Origin of the sequence: Kocuria tytonicola, assembly GCF_003687455.1 — a bacterium.
GTDB classification, from domain to species: domain Bacteria; phylum Actinomycetota; class Actinomycetes; order Actinomycetales; family Micrococcaceae; genus Kocuria; species Kocuria tytonicola.
In genome coordinates this window covers 1-15,406 of sequence record NZ_PHOA01000018.1, presented here as the reverse complement: position 1 = coordinate 15,406, position 15,406 = coordinate 1, and the positions used below count along the sequence as shown (strand labels likewise).

Annotated in this window: 15 protein-coding genes; 12 read left to right on the top strand and 3 right to left on the bottom strand. The window is 69.0% G+C overall.

Going from position 1 to position 15,406, the window contains the following annotated elements; genetic code table 11:
* Window positions 1-106: 106 nt before the first annotated feature.
* From CWC38_RS03825 to CWC38_RS03780, 10 genes are all read left to right on the top strand, one after another.
* On the top strand, window positions 107-1,366 hold the full coding sequence (locus CWC38_RS03825) for a glycosyltransferase 87 family protein (protein WP_121845504.1): 1,260 nt from the start codon (window positions 107-109) through the stop codon (window positions 1,364-1,366).
* Window positions 1,367-1,381: 15 nt separating this feature from the next.
* A complete protein-coding gene (locus tag CWC38_RS03820; RefSeq protein ID WP_121845503.1) occupies window positions 1,382-2,542 on the top strand; it encodes a hypothetical protein in 1,161 nt (386 codons plus the stop codon).
* A 53-nt stretch (window positions 2,543-2,595) separates the two neighbouring features.
* The gene (locus tag CWC38_RS03815) at window positions 2,596-3,015 is read left to right on the top strand and encodes a TM2 domain-containing protein (protein ID WP_121845502.1); all 420 of its coding nucleotides are present in this window, start codon (window positions 2,596-2,598) and stop codon (window positions 3,013-3,015) included.
* Between the two features lie 130 nt (window positions 3,016-3,145).
* On the top strand, window positions 3,146-3,451 hold the full coding sequence (rpsF, locus tag CWC38_RS03810; RefSeq protein ID WP_121845501.1) for a 30S ribosomal protein S6: 306 nt from the start codon (window positions 3,146-3,148) through the stop codon (window positions 3,449-3,451).
* Between the two features lie 124 nt (window positions 3,452-3,575).
* Window positions 3,576-4,208: a single-stranded DNA-binding protein gene (locus CWC38_RS03805; protein WP_121845500.1), complete on the top strand. Its 633-nt coding sequence runs from the start codon at window positions 3,576-3,578 to the stop codon at window positions 4,206-4,208.
* A gap of 66 nt (window positions 4,209-4,274) precedes the next feature.
* Entirely contained in the window at window positions 4,275-4,511 is a 237-nt protein-coding gene (gene rpsR, locus CWC38_RS03800) for a 30S ribosomal protein S18 (protein ID WP_055084974.1), read from the top strand.
* Between the two features lie 20 nt (window positions 4,512-4,531).
* Complete coding sequence (rplI, locus tag CWC38_RS03795; RefSeq protein WP_121845499.1) at window positions 4,532-4,981, top strand: 50S ribosomal protein L9; 450 nt, start codon at window positions 4,532-4,534, stop codon at window positions 4,979-4,981.
* A 194-nt stretch (window positions 4,982-5,175) separates the two neighbouring features.
* Window positions 5,176-5,487 carry a hypothetical protein gene (locus tag CWC38_RS03790; protein ID WP_121845498.1) on the top strand — a complete coding sequence of 104 codons (312 nt, stop codon included), beginning with the start codon at window positions 5,176-5,178 and terminating at the stop codon, window positions 5,485-5,487.
* A 377-nt stretch (window positions 5,488-5,864) separates the two neighbouring features.
* Window positions 5,865-8,249 carry a replicative DNA helicase gene (gene dnaB, locus CWC38_RS03785; RefSeq protein WP_121845497.1) on the top strand — a complete coding sequence of 795 codons (2,385 nt, stop codon included), beginning with the start codon at window positions 5,865-5,867 and terminating at the stop codon, window positions 8,247-8,249.
* 127 nt (window positions 8,250-8,376) lie between these two features.
* Window positions 8,377-9,726 carry a threonine/serine exporter family protein gene (locus CWC38_RS03780; RefSeq protein WP_121845496.1) on the top strand — a complete coding sequence of 450 codons (1,350 nt, stop codon included), beginning with the start codon at window positions 8,377-8,379 and terminating at the stop codon, window positions 9,724-9,726.
* Between the two features lie 6 nt (window positions 9,727-9,732).
* Here CWC38_RS03780 and CWC38_RS03775 read toward each other — a convergent pair whose 3' ends face one another.
* Window positions 9,733-10,236: an FBP domain-containing protein gene (locus CWC38_RS03775; protein WP_121845495.1), complete on the bottom strand. Its 504-nt coding sequence runs from the start codon at window positions 10,234-10,236 to the stop codon at window positions 9,733-9,735.
* Between the two features lie 446 nt (window positions 10,237-10,682).
* On the opposite strand from CWC38_RS03775, the gene recQ reads away from it, so the two are divergent.
* A complete protein-coding gene (gene recQ / locus CWC38_RS03770; protein WP_121845494.1) occupies window positions 10,683-12,533 on the top strand; it encodes a DNA helicase RecQ in 1,851 nt (616 codons plus the stop codon).
* A gap of 28 nt (window positions 12,534-12,561) precedes the next feature.
* On the opposite strand, the gene CWC38_RS03765 is transcribed toward recQ, so the two are convergent.
* Both CWC38_RS03765 and CWC38_RS03760 read right to left on the bottom strand, forming a co-directional pair.
* Window positions 12,562-13,410 (bottom strand): alpha/beta fold hydrolase, encoded by an 849-nt coding sequence (locus CWC38_RS03765; protein WP_121845493.1) that lies wholly within the window; start codon window positions 13,408-13,410, stop codon window positions 12,562-12,564.
* 9 nt (window positions 13,411-13,419) lie between these two features.
* The gene (locus tag CWC38_RS03760) at window positions 13,420-13,935 is read right to left on the bottom strand and encodes a MarR family winged helix-turn-helix transcriptional regulator (RefSeq protein WP_121845492.1); all 516 of its coding nucleotides are present in this window, start codon (window positions 13,933-13,935) and stop codon (window positions 13,420-13,422) included.
* Window positions 13,936-14,058: 123 nt separating this feature from the next.
* Here CWC38_RS03760 and CWC38_RS03755 point away from each other — a divergent pair, with 123 nt between their 5' ends.
* Window positions 14,059-15,339, top strand: a complete 1,281-nt coding sequence (locus CWC38_RS03755) for an MFS transporter (RefSeq protein WP_121845491.1) — start codon at window positions 14,059-14,061, stop codon at window positions 15,337-15,339.
* Window positions 15,340-15,406 lie beyond the last annotated feature (67 nt).

Genomic DNA, 15,406 nt, shown 5'->3' with positions numbered 1-15,406 from the left:
TACCGTGTGGGACGGCACCGACTTCATCCACGGCGCCATGACCGGGCAGGGCGCGCAGCCGTGGAACACTTGGGGCCAACAGCAACCGTGTCCGAGGGAGACCCCCATGAGCCTTGAAAGTGCGCGCAACAGATCCGGAGGAAGTGCCGGGCTGGTGCTGCTGGGCCTCGGCCTCTACACGGTAATGATGGCCTATGTTCTGCGCATCCCGTGCCGCGTCCCGGACTGGCACGTGGCCGAGCAGGTGCCGCAGCTGTGCTCCACGGTGGTCGGCGCGGGGGACCTGGCCGTGCGCTCCACGGACGTGGCCGGGGGCTTCTTCACGGGCGGGCCCACGGGGGACCAGCCCGTGCTCGTGGGGATGATCACCACCATCATCGGATGGTTCGCGTCCAACCTCTCCTCGCTCATGGGGCTGGACGTGGGCAAGGGCTTCTACCTGGACCTGTCGCTGGTGCTGCTGGCCCTGGTGTGGCTCGCGATCGTGGCCGTGGTCTCCTCCCTGAGCGGCAACCGCCGCACGGACGCCTTTGTGATGGCGCTGTCCCCGGTGATCGTGCTGGTGGGGTTCCAGTCCTGGGACCTGTGGGCCGTCCTCTTCATGATGCTGGCCCTGCTCGGCTACGTGCGCGGCAACCCGGCGGTGGCCGGGATCATGGTGGGTTTCGGGGCCTCCGTGGCGTTCTTCCCGGTGGTGGTGCTCCTGGCCATCCTGATCATGGCCGCGCGCCACCGCTTCCTGAAGGACATCCTGGGCGCCCTGCTGTGGGCGGTGTTCGCGTGGGCGGTCATCAACGGCACGTACATGCTCACCGCGTGGGACCGCTGGGTGGCCCAGTTCACCACGATGCTCCATGCCGGCACGGACCAGCCCTCCCTGTGGAACGTCTGGTCCGACACGGTGGAGCCGCGCACCGGCATCTCCTTGGGCGCCGGGGACGGGGCCCAGTTCGTGCTGCTGAGCATGGTCCTGGCGCTCGTGTTCGTGCTGCTGGTGTCCCTGCTGAGCAAGCGCGAGCCCTCGGCGGTCCAGGTGACGTTCCTGCTGCTGGCCCTCTACATCCTGCTGGCCAAGGAGTACTCCCTGACCTACGTGGTGTGGTTCGTGCCGCTCGTCATCCTGTGCCGCCGCAACTGGGTGGAGTTCGCGCTGTGGCAGGTGGTGGAGATGTTCTACTGGGCCACCGTGGTGCTCCCGGCCTCCGCGTGGCCCACGCTCCCATGGGTGCAGGAGTTCGGGTGGAGCGCCCAGGACCTGCTGGCCGTGGTGCGCTACCTCTTCCTGGTCTACCTGGTGGTGGCCGTGGTGGTGGACATGTTCCGCGGACGCAAGGCGGCGGCCCTGGGCGCGTCCGCCGTCCAGTGACGACGGTGGGTGCCAGTGGCCGAGCGTGACTCCCGGTTCGAACGCCTGAGGCTGCCCTCGTGGCGGGTGCTGCGCGTTCCCATGGTGCTGATCGTGGTGTTCGTGGTGCTCACGGTCACCGCGTGGTCCACCGCCGCGAACTACCTGCTGGTGGCCCGTGAGCCGGAGTCCCCCGTGGACACCTACCTGGGCTACCTCGAGGGCGGCAGCGCCCGGCAGGTGCTCGCCCCTCTGATGGTCCAGAACGGTGTGGACCGTGCGCAGCTGCTCGGCAACGCGGTCTACCGGGCGGCCGCGAACCGCCCGCAGCACCACGAGTTCGTGGGCACGCGCGTGACGGGTGACGTGGCCCGGGTGGCCGTGGACGTCCGCACGGGGAGCGGCGCCACGGTCCGGCGCGAGTACACCGTCCACCGGGTCTCCGCGTGGGGGCCCTTCAACGACTCGTGGCAGCTGCGGGACCGGGACGACGCCCCGGTGGCCGTGCACCTGCCCGCGGCGGTGGACGCCCTCACGGTCAACGGGGCGACGGTCCGGCCCGATCCCTCCTTCCTGACGCCCACGGACCCGTCAGATCCCGCGGCCCCCGCGCGCACGTGGCGCCTGGAGGGCCTGCCCGGCGCGTACGACGTCGCTCTGCCGCGGGACTCGTACCTCCTGGCCAGTGAGCATGCCCCGGCGGTGATATCCATGGCGGCACCTCGTGAGGCTCTTGCGGAGGTCGCCTACACGGCGTCGCCGCGCATGTGGGAGGCCGTGGAGCGGGACGTCCAGGACGCCCTCGCCCGGTGCCGCCGGGCCGTGCACCTGGACCCCGGGCGGTGCCCGGTGCCGCGCGAACTGGCACGAGCGGCGTCGTCCGCGGGGAGCAGGGGCGCGGACGGGCGCACTCCGGCTGAAGGGCTCCCGGAGGGGGTCTCGGACGTGCGGTGGGAGCTGGCCTCCCGGCCCTCGCTCCTGCTGGAGCAGGACGCGCAGGACCCGCTGACGTTCCACGCCGTGCGCTTCCGGGCCGCGAAGGCCTCCGTGGAGTGGGTGCAGGACGGACACCGGAAGAAGGGCACCGTGGAGTTCGGGATCGAGGCGACGGCGCGGACCACCGGGCAGCGTCTGGAGACCGACGTGCACCTGCGCTCGACGCTGGGCCCTCGGGAGAGGTCCAGCCGCCCCTCGTAGAATCGGGGGAAGACGGTTGCGACCCGGCAGCCGGTCAGAGACAGGAGCGCAGCATGGCCGAGGAACCGGAGTACTACCGCGCGCAGCCCCTGCCCCCTCGCGAGGGTGCACCGCAGGGGTACCGCCAGGGGCCGCCGTTCGGTCCCGCGGGTGGCGCCTCGCAGTGGGGCCAGCCCGGCGCGGGCGCGCCCACGGTGAACGTCAACGTGGTGGGCGGCAAGTCGGCGCTGCTGGCCTACGTGCTGTGGTTCTTCCTGGGGCAGTTCGGAGTGCACAAGTTCTACCTGGCGCAGCCTTTCCAGGGCATCCTGTACTTCCTCCTGGGCGCCACCGGCTGGCTCACGGTGGGGATCCTGATCGGCTGGTTCTTCCTGATCCCGCTGTGGCTCCTGATGCTCATCGACGTCTTCGTGATCCCGCTGCGCGTGGGCACCCTCAACGCCCGGCTGGCCCGCCGGGTGAGTGGCTACTGAGGCCCCCCCTGTAGTAGTGTAGGAAAGTCTGTGTGCCGTGCGTCGTTCGCTGCCGGCACCGACATACGCACAGAACCTCCTGCTGCGGAAGGACCGCAGCCGCTTAGCCCGAAGGAGGTGGGTTCTTTACATGCGTGAATACGAACTGATGGTCATCCTCAACCCCGAGGTGGAGGAGCGCGCCGTCGAGCCGACCCTCAAGAAGTTCCTCGAGGTCGTCACCAAGGAGAACGGCACCGTCGAGAAGCTCGACATCTGGGGCCGTCGTCGCCTGGCCTACGAGATCCAGAAGAAGTCCGAGGGCATCTACGCCGTGGTGAACTTCACCGCCGAGCCGCAGACCGCCAAGGAACTGGACCGCGTCCTGAGCCTCAACGAGGCCGTGATGCGCACCAAGATCATCCGCCCGGAAGAGCAGAAGATCCACGGCAAGTGAGGTGAGCGTGCGGTCCACCCGGACTGCACAGAGCACCTCGCGCCAGGAGCCCGCACGGCACCGGCGTGAGATGCTGGCACCCCACTGAGTCCTGCATCCAGCGTCCACACACCCGGAGGTTCACATGGCTGGCGACACCGTCATCACCGTGATCGGAAATCTGACCGCAGACCCCGAACTTCGCTTCACGCCGTCCGGGGCCGCGGTGGCCAACTTCACCGTTGCGTCCACCCCGCGCGCGTTCGACCGGCAGAGCAACGAGTGGAAGGACCAGGAAACCCTCTTCATGCGCTGCTCCGTGTGGCGTGAGGCTGCCGAGAACGTTGCGGAGTCCCTCACCAAGGGCACCCGCGTGATCGTCCAGGGCCGCCTCAAGGCACGCTCGTACGAGACCAAGGAGGGGGAGCGCCGCACCAGCACCGAGCTGGAAGTGGACGAGATCGGCCCCTCCATGAAGTACGCGACCGCCAAGATCAACCGGAACTCGCGCGGTGGGGGCAACAGCTCCTACGGCGGGAACCAGGGCTTCGGCGGCGGTCAGGGCGGCAGTGGTGTCAACCAGGGCGGCGGCCAGGGAGGCTTCAACGACTCCCAGGGCGGCGGCTTCGGCGGGAACCAGAGCAGCCAGGGCGGTTTCAACGGCAACCAGGGCAACCGCGGCGGCCAGCAGCGCCAGCAGAGCGGTGACCCGTGGGGCCAGTCCTCCGGCGGCAGCTACGACTGGGGTGCCGACTCCGAGGACGAGCCTCCCTTCTAGACCCAACCAATCCACCCCATCCCGCAGGCATGCCTGCGGGCTCCGCACCAGAAAAGGAGCACCACGATGGCCAAGGCTGAAATCCGCAAGCCGAAACCAAAGCAGAACCCGCTCAAGGCGGCCGACATCACCGAGATCGACTACAAGGATGTCGCTCTGCTGCGCAAGTTCATCTCCGATCGCGGAAAGATCCGCGCTCGCCGCGTGACCGGCGTGTCCGTCCAGGAGCAGCGCAAGATCGCCCAGGCGATCAAGAACGCTCGCGAAGTGGCACTGCTGCCCTACTCCGGCGCCGGCCGCTGATCAGAGAGGACTGAGAATTCATGGCAAAGATCATCCTGACCCAGGAAGTCTCCGGGCTCGGTTCCGCTGGCGACGTGGTGGACGTGAAGAACGGCTACGCCCGTAACTTCCTGTTCCCCCGCGGCTTCGCCACCCCGTGGAGCCGTGGCGCCGAGAAGCAGATCGAGTCGATCAAGCAGGCTCGTGCGGCCCGTGAGCTGTCCTCCCTCGAGGACGCCCAGGCTCTCGCCGCCAAGCTGACCTCCACCACCCTGACCGTTCCGGTCACGGCCGGTGCCGAGGGTCGCCTGTTCGGCACGGTCCGCGCCGGCGACATCGCGTCCGCAGTGGAGAGTGCCGGTCTGGGCTCCATCGACAAGCGTCGCGTGGACCTGACCCAGCGCATCAAGACCACCGGCGTGTACCAGGCCGTGGTCCACCTGCACGAGGACGTCAACGCGAACGTGGAGTTCGAGGTCGTCCCCGCCTGATTCGCGTGTCCACCCACGGTCCCACCGGGCCGTGGCATCCCTGCCGGGTCCCGCTCACGCGGAGGCTCGCAGGGGTACGGAACGCGGATCGGTGAAGGATCCGTGAGAACCCCGTGGAACACACGTTCCACGGGGTTCTTCCCTGTCCGGACCCGTCCAGTGTCTCGTCAGTGCCCCGTGGGAGGATGCTGGCCATGATCACGAGTGGGAGGCGGCCCAGCACGGGCCGGAAGCTGTTCTGGGCCGGCGGGGTGAGCCTGGTGCTGACCGTGGCGTTCTTCTTCGGGGGATTCGCACTGGGCAACTCGTTCGGCCCCCGGGCGGCCATGTCCGTGATTCTGACCGGTCTGGTACTCAGCGTCATCGCATCGCTCACCACGGGAGTGGTCGCCGTGGCCGGGACCCTGTCCTTCCCGGCCCTGCGCGGTCGCTTCGTGGCCCTGCTCGTGCTGGCGATCCTCTGCTCACCCCTGCTGTGGCTGCTGTGCATCGTGGCGCTGAGCTGACTCGTCCGCAGCAGCGAGAGGTTGTCCACAACGCTTTCCACATGCTGTGCACACGCACGCCTGGCGTGTTCCACACGATCTCCACAACGTTGTCCACAGGCAGTGGACAGTGTGCTTCTCATGTGCTCCCGCCAGGCGCTTCCCGGGACGACGCCGCCCACCCGGGGCCGTGGGCACGTTCCGTCATCGCCCCTGGTCACCGCGGCTTCACGGGGTCGCCCGGGTGGTGACGCGCGGCAGGGCGGCGGCGCGGCGGCGTCGTCGTTCAGCGGGGAAAAGCGGGGTCCGCGACGGGCCGTCATGCGGGTCTGCGGGCGGTGCGACAATGAACGGGACCGTCGGAAACGGCGGCAGCACGGTGACGAAAGTGGGTAAGGGTGTCCGAATACACGTCCGGTTCGCGCGAGGACTACGGCCGCACCATGCCGCACGACAACCAGGCCGAACAGTCGGTGCTGGGCGGGATGATGCTGTCCAAGGACGCCATCGCGGACGTGGTGGAAGTGCTGCGCGGCGTTGACTTCTACAAGCCGGCGCACGAGAGCATCTACGATGCCGTGGTGTCCCTGTACGGGCGGGGTGAGCCGGCGGACGCCATCACGGTGGGGGACGAGCTCACCAAGAGCGGTGAGATCGAGCGGATCGGCGGGGTGGCGTACCTGCACTCGCTGATCGCCTCGGTGCCCACCGCGGCGAACGCGGGGTTCTACGCCGAGATCGTGCGGGAGCGCGCGGTGCTCCGGCGTCTCGTGGAGGCCGGCACCAAGATCGTGCAGCTGGGCTACGCGCACGACGGCGAAGTGGACGACATCGTCAATGAGGCCCAGGGCGAGATCTACCAGGTGGCCGAACGGCGCACGGCGGAGGACTACGTCCCGCTGAAGGACGTCATGGAAGCCACCGTGGACGAGATCGAGGCCGCGGGCAGCCGCTCCGGGATGCAGGGAGTGCCCACCGGTTTCCACGAGCTGGACGAGCTCACGCACGGCTTCCAGGGCGGGCAGATGATCGTGATCGCGGCGCGTCCCGCCATGGGCAAGTCCACGCTCGCGCTGGACGTGGCCCGCTCCGCGTCCATCAAGCACGGCATGACCTCGGTGATCTTCTCCCTGGAGATGAGCCGCAACGAGATCGCCATGCGCCTGCTCTCCGCGGAGGGCACCCTCAACATGCAGGACCTGCGTGCGGGCACCCTGCAGGACGACCAGTGGGCGAAGATCGCGCAGATCATGGGCAAGATGAACGAGGCGCCCCTGTTCATCGACGACTCCCCCAACATGTCCCTCATGGAGATCCGCGCCAAGTGCCGCCGGCTCAAGCAGAAGCACGACCTCAACCTCGTGATCCTCGACTACCTGCAGCTCATGAGCTCCGGCAAGAAGGTGGAGTCCCGCCAGCAGGAGGTCTCCGAGTTCTCCCGTGCGCTCAAGCTGCTCGCCAAGGAGCTGGACGTGCCCGTGGTGGCACTGTCCCAGCTGAACCGCGGTTCGGAGCAGCGCCAGGACAAGAAGCCGCAGGTGAGTGACTTGCGTGAATCGGGCTGCCTCACGGGCGACACGCGCATCCTTCGCGCGGACACCGGTGCGGAGACCACCATGCGGGCGCTTTACGAGTCCGGTGAGCAGGATGTACCGGTGTGGGCCCTCGCGGACGACCTCCGCTACGTGAAGCGGCCCTTGACCCACGTGTTCTCCACGGGGGCCAAGCCGGTGTTCACGCTCCGTCTTGCGTCTGGGCGGGAGGTCAGGGCCACGGCGAACCACAAGTTCTTCACCTACGACGGGTGGCGGGCACTGGGCGATCTCGGTGTGGGAGAGCGGCTGGGCATCCCGCGGCACGTGTGCGCGCCGGAGCAGGAGACGACGTGGGACGACGACGCCGTGTCCCGGCTGGGCGGGTCGCTCGCCGCGGTCCCAACGCTGCCTCTTGAGGCCTTCAGCCTCCCCAAGGGACAGGTTCGCACTCTGCTGAGTGCGGCGTGGACTGCGACGGGCGTCGTGTCAGCCGGGCCGCGCGGAGAAGGCACCGGAGCGGGCGAGCTGGTACTGCACGGGTTGAACATGACAGTGGCAGGGCAGGTGGCTCAGCTGCTGATGCGCTTCGGCATCCTCGGATCCGTGGTGGGAACCACCGTCGGCGCCGAGGTGCGGATCGAGGAGTTCGAGGACCAGCTCATGTTCCTGGAGCAGATTCCCGTGGACGGCCTTTACGCGGTGGGTGCGGCTCACCTGCTGGACCATTTGCGTGCCGAGAAGGCTCAGCGGTCCATGGCCCCTCACTCGGAGGTTGAGCCCGGTAACGTATGGGATGATGTCCGGCGAATCGTGGCGAACCGGAGTGCCACCCCTCTGGGTCCCCCAACCACTGGCACTGCCACGGCCGTACTGGACCGGCCCGTGCGCGTGGGGGAGGTCATTGACGTTCTCGACACCCACGAACTCGACATGATCGCCATGAACGACCTCTACTGGGATCGCATCGTGTCCATCACCGCGGGTGGAGAAGAGGAAGTGTTCGATGCCACCGTGGTGGGGGCCCACAACTTCATCGCCAACGGGGTCACCGTTCACAACTCGATCGAACAAGATGCGGACATGGTCATCCTCCTGCACCGCGAGGACGTGTACGACAAGGAGTCCCCGCGCGCCGGTGAGGCGGACGTGATCGTGGCAAAGCACCGCAACGGGCCCACCAAGACGATCGTCGTGGCGTTCCAGGGCCACTACTCGCGGTTCGCGAACATGGCGCTGGAGGGGTTCTAGCACCGGGAGCGGAGGGGCTCGAGCGAAGTTGGGGGTCTCCTTCCCGGTGGGCGGTGTGTGCAACCTCCCACCACCGAGCCCCCGCCTCACCTCGCCGGTAGCCGATGCGCCCCACTACGCTTGCCCAGTGCTCACCACTGAACAGGCTGCTTACAGACTCGCGTTCCAGATCGCGGACGCCCTGATCCGCAGCGGGGCGGGATCCGCGAACACCACCAAGTCGCTGCTGTCGATCTTCCGCAAGACCGACCTGCGGGACGTGACGGTGAGCGTCTCCCTGGGACAGGTGACCATCAGCCACCAGGACGCGCCGGACAAGGCTCCCAGCACGCGGGTGTTCGAGACGCAGCCCGGCACGCTGGACATCGAGCTGCGCACTGCCGCGGGCGAGGTGCTGGAGTCGTTCGTGATGGGTGAGCTCACGGCGGACGAGGCCAGCGACCGCATGGAGGAGGTCATGGCGGAGTCCCGGATCATCGGTCACAAGCTGATCATGACCGGGTTCACCATGTTCGGTGTGGGCTTCGCCCTGATCCTGGGCGGCAGCTGGGGCACGGCCATCAGTGCGGGCGTGGTGTCCGCGGTGGTCTACGGCGTGTACGCCCTCATCCAGCGGGTGAAGGCTCCGGAGATCTTCAGCCTGGCGGCCGGCGGTCTCACGGCGGTGCTGGGTGCCACGGTGTGCGGGGTGTTCTTCTCCGTCACGCAGACGGCGGTCTGCATCGTGGCCGCGCTCGCCGCATGGCTGGCGGGCATCGCCGCGTACGGTGCGGTGCACGACGTCATCACCGGCTGGTACGTCTCCGCGTCCGGTCGGATCCTGGAGGCCGTCACGAGCACCGCGGGCCTGGTGGCCGGTGTCAGCATCGGCATCCACGCGATGCAGCCGCTCGTGGGGGACTCGATGGACTTCATCGAGACCCTGGAGATGGACGACTCCCGCTGGGCGCTCACCGTCCTGGGCGCGGCGATCGTCTCGGCGGGCTTCGCGCTCGCGTCGGGCGGGCGCGGCTGGAAGCTCGCCTCGCTCGGGCTCTTCGGCGGCCTGGTCCAGCTGGGTGTCCTGGCCATCGGGGCCCTGGGGATCAACTCCTACGGGGCCATCCTGATCTCCTCGGTGGTCGCCGGTGCCCTGAGCGTCTCCCTGGTGCGTGCCCTCAATCTCGCGTCCAACGCGACGCTCATGATCGTGCTGCTGCCACTGTTCCCCGGGATGCTCGTCTACCAGGGCGTGCTGGGTGTGCTCCTCGGCCTGGAGGACGCCGGGGACTCCGTGCTGAAGGCCGCGATCACCGCGTTCTGCCTGTGCATGGGCGGCATGCTGGGCCAGTACCTGGCGTCGGAGACCCTCTGGGCCGGGCGCCGCAGGCAGTTCGCCCTGAAGCACCCGGGCCAGAAGTTCCGCCGGGAGATGGCGGACGAGGAGAACTTCAGCGACATCATGGTCCCGATCTTCTCCAAGCCCTTCACGAGCTGACCCGGGCTACCTGCCCATCGCCTCGGCAACGCGCTGGATGAGTCCGCGCATGTTGGCCAGCGTGCGCTCGGCCCGTTCCTCCACGCCCATGGTCTCCTCCATCTGGCGCACGCCGTCCGGCTTCCGACGCCCCAGCGTGTAGTCGCTGCACGCGAGGTCCGAGCACACGTACGTGCCCACCGTGTTGTACCGGTCCTTCGCGGACTTCGAGCGCTGGATGGACACCAGGGACACACCGCTGGCCGGGTGCAGGGTCAGGCAGATCTGGCACATGCGCGCCCCGCCGGTGGCCTTCTGGGGGCTCTTCTCCAGGACCAGCCCGCGCAGCCCGTTCTCGGTCTCGGCCACCACGTAGCCCGCGCGCGGCGATTTGGGGTCGTACCAGCCCAGGAAGATCTGGGACTCCCAGTCCGTGTGCAGCACCTCCTGCGGGATGTTGATGCGCTGCGATGCGCCCTTGGAACAGTTGATGAAGCTCTTGCGGATCTCGGATTCTGTATGCGGATGCATGCTTCTGTGCTTTCGTTCTCGTGCTGGTGCGTCCCCTGCGCGCACGACGGCGCTCGCGGACTCGACGGGGTGCACTCACCCGCGTGCGGGGCTGAGAGGTGCGGCAGCGGCGTCGTGATCGGAGGGCGACGGCGCTGGGTGCCGGGCCGGTGAGCGGCCGCGGCAGGGACGCGGTGAGGTTTTCGGGCATGACGAATGGGCACGGCGTGGTCACCCGGGAGTGACGGCCGCGCGGGTCAGCGCTGTCTGGTGCCGGCGGGGGAGCCGGCTGCCTCCTTGCGCACGTGTGCCTCGTTCCTCCGCAGCTGCAGATCGTGGGGACGTACGGGCCGAGTCTAGCGCCGGGACCGGATGCTGTCCTGGTGGGCGAGCCCGCAGCGCAGGGTCTCCTCCACAGCGCACCCGGGTCACACGGCAGTCTTCCGCCCACCGCCTACCCTGGAGGCATGACCTCCACGAGCACCATCCCCGAGTCCCTCGCCGTTCTGCAGGAGGTCTTCGGGTACGAGGCGTTCCGTGGCGAGCAGGCGGAGATCATCGACCACGTGGCGGGGGGCGGGGACGCCGTGGTGCTCATGCCCACGGGCGGCGGCAAGTCCCTGTGCTACCAGATCCCCGCGATCCTGCGGGAGGGCACGGGCGTGGTGGTCTCTCCCCTGATCGCGCTGATGGCCGACCAGGTGGCCGCGCTGGACGCCGTGGGCATCCGAGCGGCGTTCCTCAACTCCACCCTGGAGCCGTACGAGGCACAGGAGGTGGAGCGGCAGCTGCTGGCAGGGGAGATCGACCTGCTCTACATGGCTCCCGAGCGCCTCATCCTGCCCCGCACCGTGGAGCTGCTCCAGCGCTCGCAGATCGCGCTGTTCGCCATCGACGAGGCGCACTGCGTGGCCCAGTGGGGTCACGACTTCCGGCCGGACTACCTGGGGCTCTCCGTCCTGGCCGACGCGTTCCCGGACGTCCCCCGCATTGCGCTCACCGCCACCGCCACGCGCGAGACCCACCGGGAGCTCACCGAACGGCTGCGGATGGCAGACGCGCGCCACTTCGTCTCCAACTTCGACCGCCCCAACATCCAGTACCGGATCGAGCCCAAGGACCGGGCCAAGGACCAGCTGCTGCGGCTGATCCAGTCGGAGCACCCGGGGGAGGCCGGGATCGTCTACTGCCTGTCCCGCAAGAGCGTGGAGTCCACCGCCGCGTGGCTCTCGGACCGCGGCGTCCCCGCCCTGCCGTACCACGCGGGGCTCGACGCCGCGGTGCGCCACGACACCCAGGTGCGGTTCCTGCGGGAGGAAGGGATCGTCGTCGTCGCCACGATTGCGTTCGGCATGGGGATCGACAAGCCGGACGTGCGGTTCGTCGCCCACCTGGACCTGCCCAAGAGCATTGAGGGCTACTACCAGGAGACCGGGCGCGCGGGCCGCGACGGCATGCCCGCCACGGCATGGATGGCCTACGGCCTGGGGGACGTGGTGAACCAGCGGCGGATGATCGACCAGGGGGAGGGGTCGGACCTCCACAAGCGCAGCGCCCGCTCCCACCTGGACGCCATGCTCGCCCTGTGCGAGACCACCTCGTGCCGCCGGGTGCAGCTGCTGCGATACTTCGGGCAGGACTCGGAAGCATGCGGCAACTGCGATACATGCCTCAACCCGCCGAAGGTCTGGGACGCCACCGTTCCGGCCCAGAAGCTGCTGTCCACACTCATCCGGCTGCAGCGGGAGCGCGGGGAGCAGTTCGGCTCCGGCAAGGTCTTCGACGTGCTGCTGGGCCGGACCAACGAGCGCACCGAGGCCTCACGCCACCAGGAGCTGAGCGTGTGGGGGATCGGGCAGGAGCTCTCCGAGCGGGAGTGGCGCTCGGTGCTGCGGCAGCTGCTGGCCCGCCGCATCGTGGAGGCGGTGGGGGACTTCGGGGTGCTCGTCCCCGGGCCGGAAGCCGCTCCCGTGCTGCGCGGCGAGGCAACCGTGGAGCTCGCGGTGGACCGGGCGCCGTCCTCCCGCGGTGCCGGCCGGTGCCGGTCCGGTGGAAGCGGGTCTCGCTCACGTGCCGCGGACACGCTGGAGACCGCGGACCGGGAGGTCTTCGAGGCACTGCGCGAGTGGCGCACGTCGGTGGCCAAGGAAAAACAGATCCCGCCCTACATGGTGTTCTCGGACGCCACGCTGGTGGGGATCGTGGAGGCCGCCCCGGAGTCGACCGCACAGCTCAGCGGGATCAGCGGGGTGGGCGCGAAGAAGCTCGCCGAGTACGGAGACGCCGTGCTGGAGGTGCTCGGTTCCTCGGTCTCCTGAGTCCGGGGACCGAGGTGGCCGGCCGGTGTCAGCTGGCCGTGGCGGAGGAGATCCGCTCCACGATGGCGTCAGCCACCGTGGCGGCCTCGCGCTCCGGGAGCCAGTGGCCGGCGTCGAGCTCGAGGAAGCGGTACGGCGCGTGCACGTACACCTCGGACTCCTCCGCGGCGGTGCGGCCCAGCGCGGGATCACGGTTGCCCCAGACGAACGTGGTGGGAACGGTGATGATGCCGTTTCCGGAATGCTTCTCGGTGACGCCGTCGTGGCGGAACATGGCGCGGTACCAGTTGATGGGTCCGCGCAGATCCGCGGCGGTGGCGAAGCGCCGCCCGTAGCGTGAGGCCGCCTCCTCGTCGATTCCCTGGCGGCGGGCAAGCGCGCCGATCCGTCCGGCGAGCAGCCGCTCCGGCGCGGCGGGGATCTGGAACATGCCGATGTACCAGGACTTCTTCAGCTGGTCCGCGGTCTTCAGGGCGTGGCCCAGGGCAGTGGGGTGCGGCGTCGACAGCACGGTCAGAGAGGTCACCCGCTCGGGTGCGCGCAGGGCGATGTCCCACGCGAGCACGCCACCCCAGTCGTGGCCGACCAGGTGGAACGTCTCTGCGCCGGCCGCGTCCGCGAGGGCCAGTGCGTCGGCGGAGAGCTCCTCCCGACGGAAGTCCGAGACCTTCTCCGGGCGGGCACCCCGCGAGTAGCCGCGCTGGTCCACGGCCAGGGTGCGCAGACCGTGCGCGTTGAGGCGCGCGGCGACGTCGTCCCAGCAGTGCGCGTCCTGCGGGAAGCCGTGCAGCAGAAGGACCACGGGGCCGTCCTCGGGCCCCTGGTCGAGGACGTCGAACCGGAGTCCCTGGCGTGTGAAGTTCGTTAGGCGAGTCACGCTCCCACCCTAGTCCTGGGCGGCGGGGGTGCCGGGAGCGGGTTCCGCAGCGCCCGTTTCCGTGGGGTAGTGCCGGGGCCAGCTGTGCCCCAGGGTGCCCTCCACGCTCTCATTGAAGCGGCGGGCCAGACGGGCCAGGGCGGTGACGTCCTCCCGGGGCCAGTCCGCGGTGAACTGCTCGTAGGACGCGCGGCGGGAGCGGAACTCCTCCTCGAGCCGCCGCACACCCTCCTCGGTGGGCTGGTGCTTCCGCGCCACCCCGCCCTCGGGGTCCTTGATGCGCTCAATGAGCCCGCTCTTCATGGCGGCCGCGACCTGCCGGTGGACGGTGGAGATGTCCAGGCCGAAGGACTGGGCGAGTTCGGCAACACTCATGGGTCCGCCCGCCTGGAGGCGTGCGAGCAGCACGGTGGAGCTGCGGTCCAGCGCCTCGGTGCGGGACTGCGGTGGCGCGCCCTGCAGGGCGTACCGGGACAGCAGCATGTGCTCGTAGACCAGCTCGTTGACGGAATCCTCACTCTGCACGGATCCATCCTTTCATTCCCGCCCGGCCGCAGCCGGGGGCCGAGCTGGGACCCACCTATTGTACTCTGCAAATTGCATGCTACAATTTTGCACGATACAAAACTTTGAGGACAGGAGCAGCCCGTGTCGGTGGACACCGAGAACCACGCACCCACAGGACAGGTACCGGTGACGGTGGAACGGAGTGCGCCCGGCCCGGCGCACTCCACGGGCCCCGAGCGGCTGGTCACGCCCACCTTCGTGGTGGCGTGGGTGGTCAACTTCCTGCAGTACCTGACCTTCTACATGCTGGTCACCACCATGGCGCTGTACGCGGTGAAGAGCTTCGCGGCATCGGACGCCGCCGGCGGTTTCGCCTCCAGCGCGTTCGTGGTGGGCGCCACCGTGGCGCGGCTGTTCTCCGGCTACCTGGTGGACGCGCTCGGGCGGCGCCGGATGCTGCTGATCTCCCTGGTGGTGGTGACGGTGGCGTGCGCGCTGTACCTGCCCGCCGGGTCCATGCCCGTGCTGATCGCGGTGCGCATGGTCCACGGTTTCGGGTACGCGTTCGCGAGCACCGCCGTGATGACGATCGCCCAGTCCGTGATCCCCGACTCCCGCCGCGGCGAGGGCACCGGGTACTTCGCGCTGGGCACCACGCTGGCCACGGCGATCGGCCCCGCCCTGGGTCTCTTCCTGGTGGGCACGCTGGACTACAGCTGGCTGTTCTGGACCACGCTCGTCACCGCGGCGCTCGGGCTGGTGCTCGGCATCTTCCTGCGCGAACCGCTCGCCCAGCGCGAGGCGCAGGCACAGGCGGAGCGCGCCAAGTTCTCCTTCCGGGACATCGCGCACCCGGCCGTGGTGCCGATCGGCTGCTTCATGCTCCTGGTGGGCATCTGCTACGCGGGCGTCATCACCTACCTCAACGCCTACGCGGAGGACCGCGGGGTCACCACGGGCGCCGGGCTGTTCTTCGTGGCGTACGCCGTGGCCATGCTGGTCATGCGCCTGGTGCTGGGCAAGGTGCAGGACCAGCGCGGTGACAACGTGGTGGTCTACCTGGGCCTGATCTGCTTCGCCGTGGCCCTGGGCATCCTGGCCATGGCCAACCAGGACTGGCAGGTGATCGTGGCGGGCGCCATGACCGGTCTGGGCTACGGAACGCTGATGCCCGCCGCCCAGGCCATCGCCGTGAACGCCGTGCCCTCCCACAAGCTGGGCACCGGCATCTCCACGCTGCTGCTGCTCGTGGACGCCGGCGTGGGCCTGGGCCCCGTGTTCCTGGGCCTGCTGCTCTCCGCCGCCGGTTTCGGCGCCATGTACACCGTGCTGGCCGTGGTGGTGGTCCTCGCGGCGATCTTCTACCACGCGGTCCACGGACGCCACCCGCACGCCAAGCGGGGGCGGCTGGCGGTGGACTGAGGTCCGCTATTTTTGCTGTGCCTCTGTGGGGCCCGTGGCGTGTGCCTCGGGCCCCCTTTTGTTGTGC

Coding starts and splice junctions, on each gene's coding strand:
- CWC38_RS03825 (WP_121845504.1), top strand. CDS start 107: ATGAGCCTTGAAAGTGCGCGCAACAGATCCGGAGGAAGTGCCGGGCTG.
- CWC38_RS03815 (WP_121845502.1), top strand. CDS start 2,596: ATGGCCGAGGAACCGGAGTACTACCGCGCGCAGCCCCTGCCCCCTCGC.
- rpsF (WP_121845501.1), top strand. CDS start 3,146: ATGCGTGAATACGAACTGATGGTCATCCTCAACCCCGAGGTGGAGGAG.
- CWC38_RS03805 (WP_121845500.1), top strand. CDS start 3,576: ATGGCTGGCGACACCGTCATCACCGTGATCGGAAATCTGACCGCAGAC.
- rpsR (WP_055084974.1), top strand. CDS start 4,275: ATGGCCAAGGCTGAAATCCGCAAGCCGAAACCAAAGCAGAACCCGCTC.
- rplI (WP_121845499.1), top strand. CDS start 4,532: ATGGCAAAGATCATCCTGACCCAGGAAGTCTCCGGGCTCGGTTCCGCT.
- CWC38_RS03790 (WP_121845498.1), top strand. CDS start 5,176: ATGATCACGAGTGGGAGGCGGCCCAGCACGGGCCGGAAGCTGTTCTGG.
- CWC38_RS03775 (WP_121845495.1), bottom strand. CDS start 10,236: ATGCATCCGCATACAGAATCCGAGATCCGCAAGAGCTTCATCAACTGT.
- recQ (WP_121845494.1), top strand. CDS start 10,683: ATGACCTCCACGAGCACCATCCCCGAGTCCCTCGCCGTTCTGCAGGAG.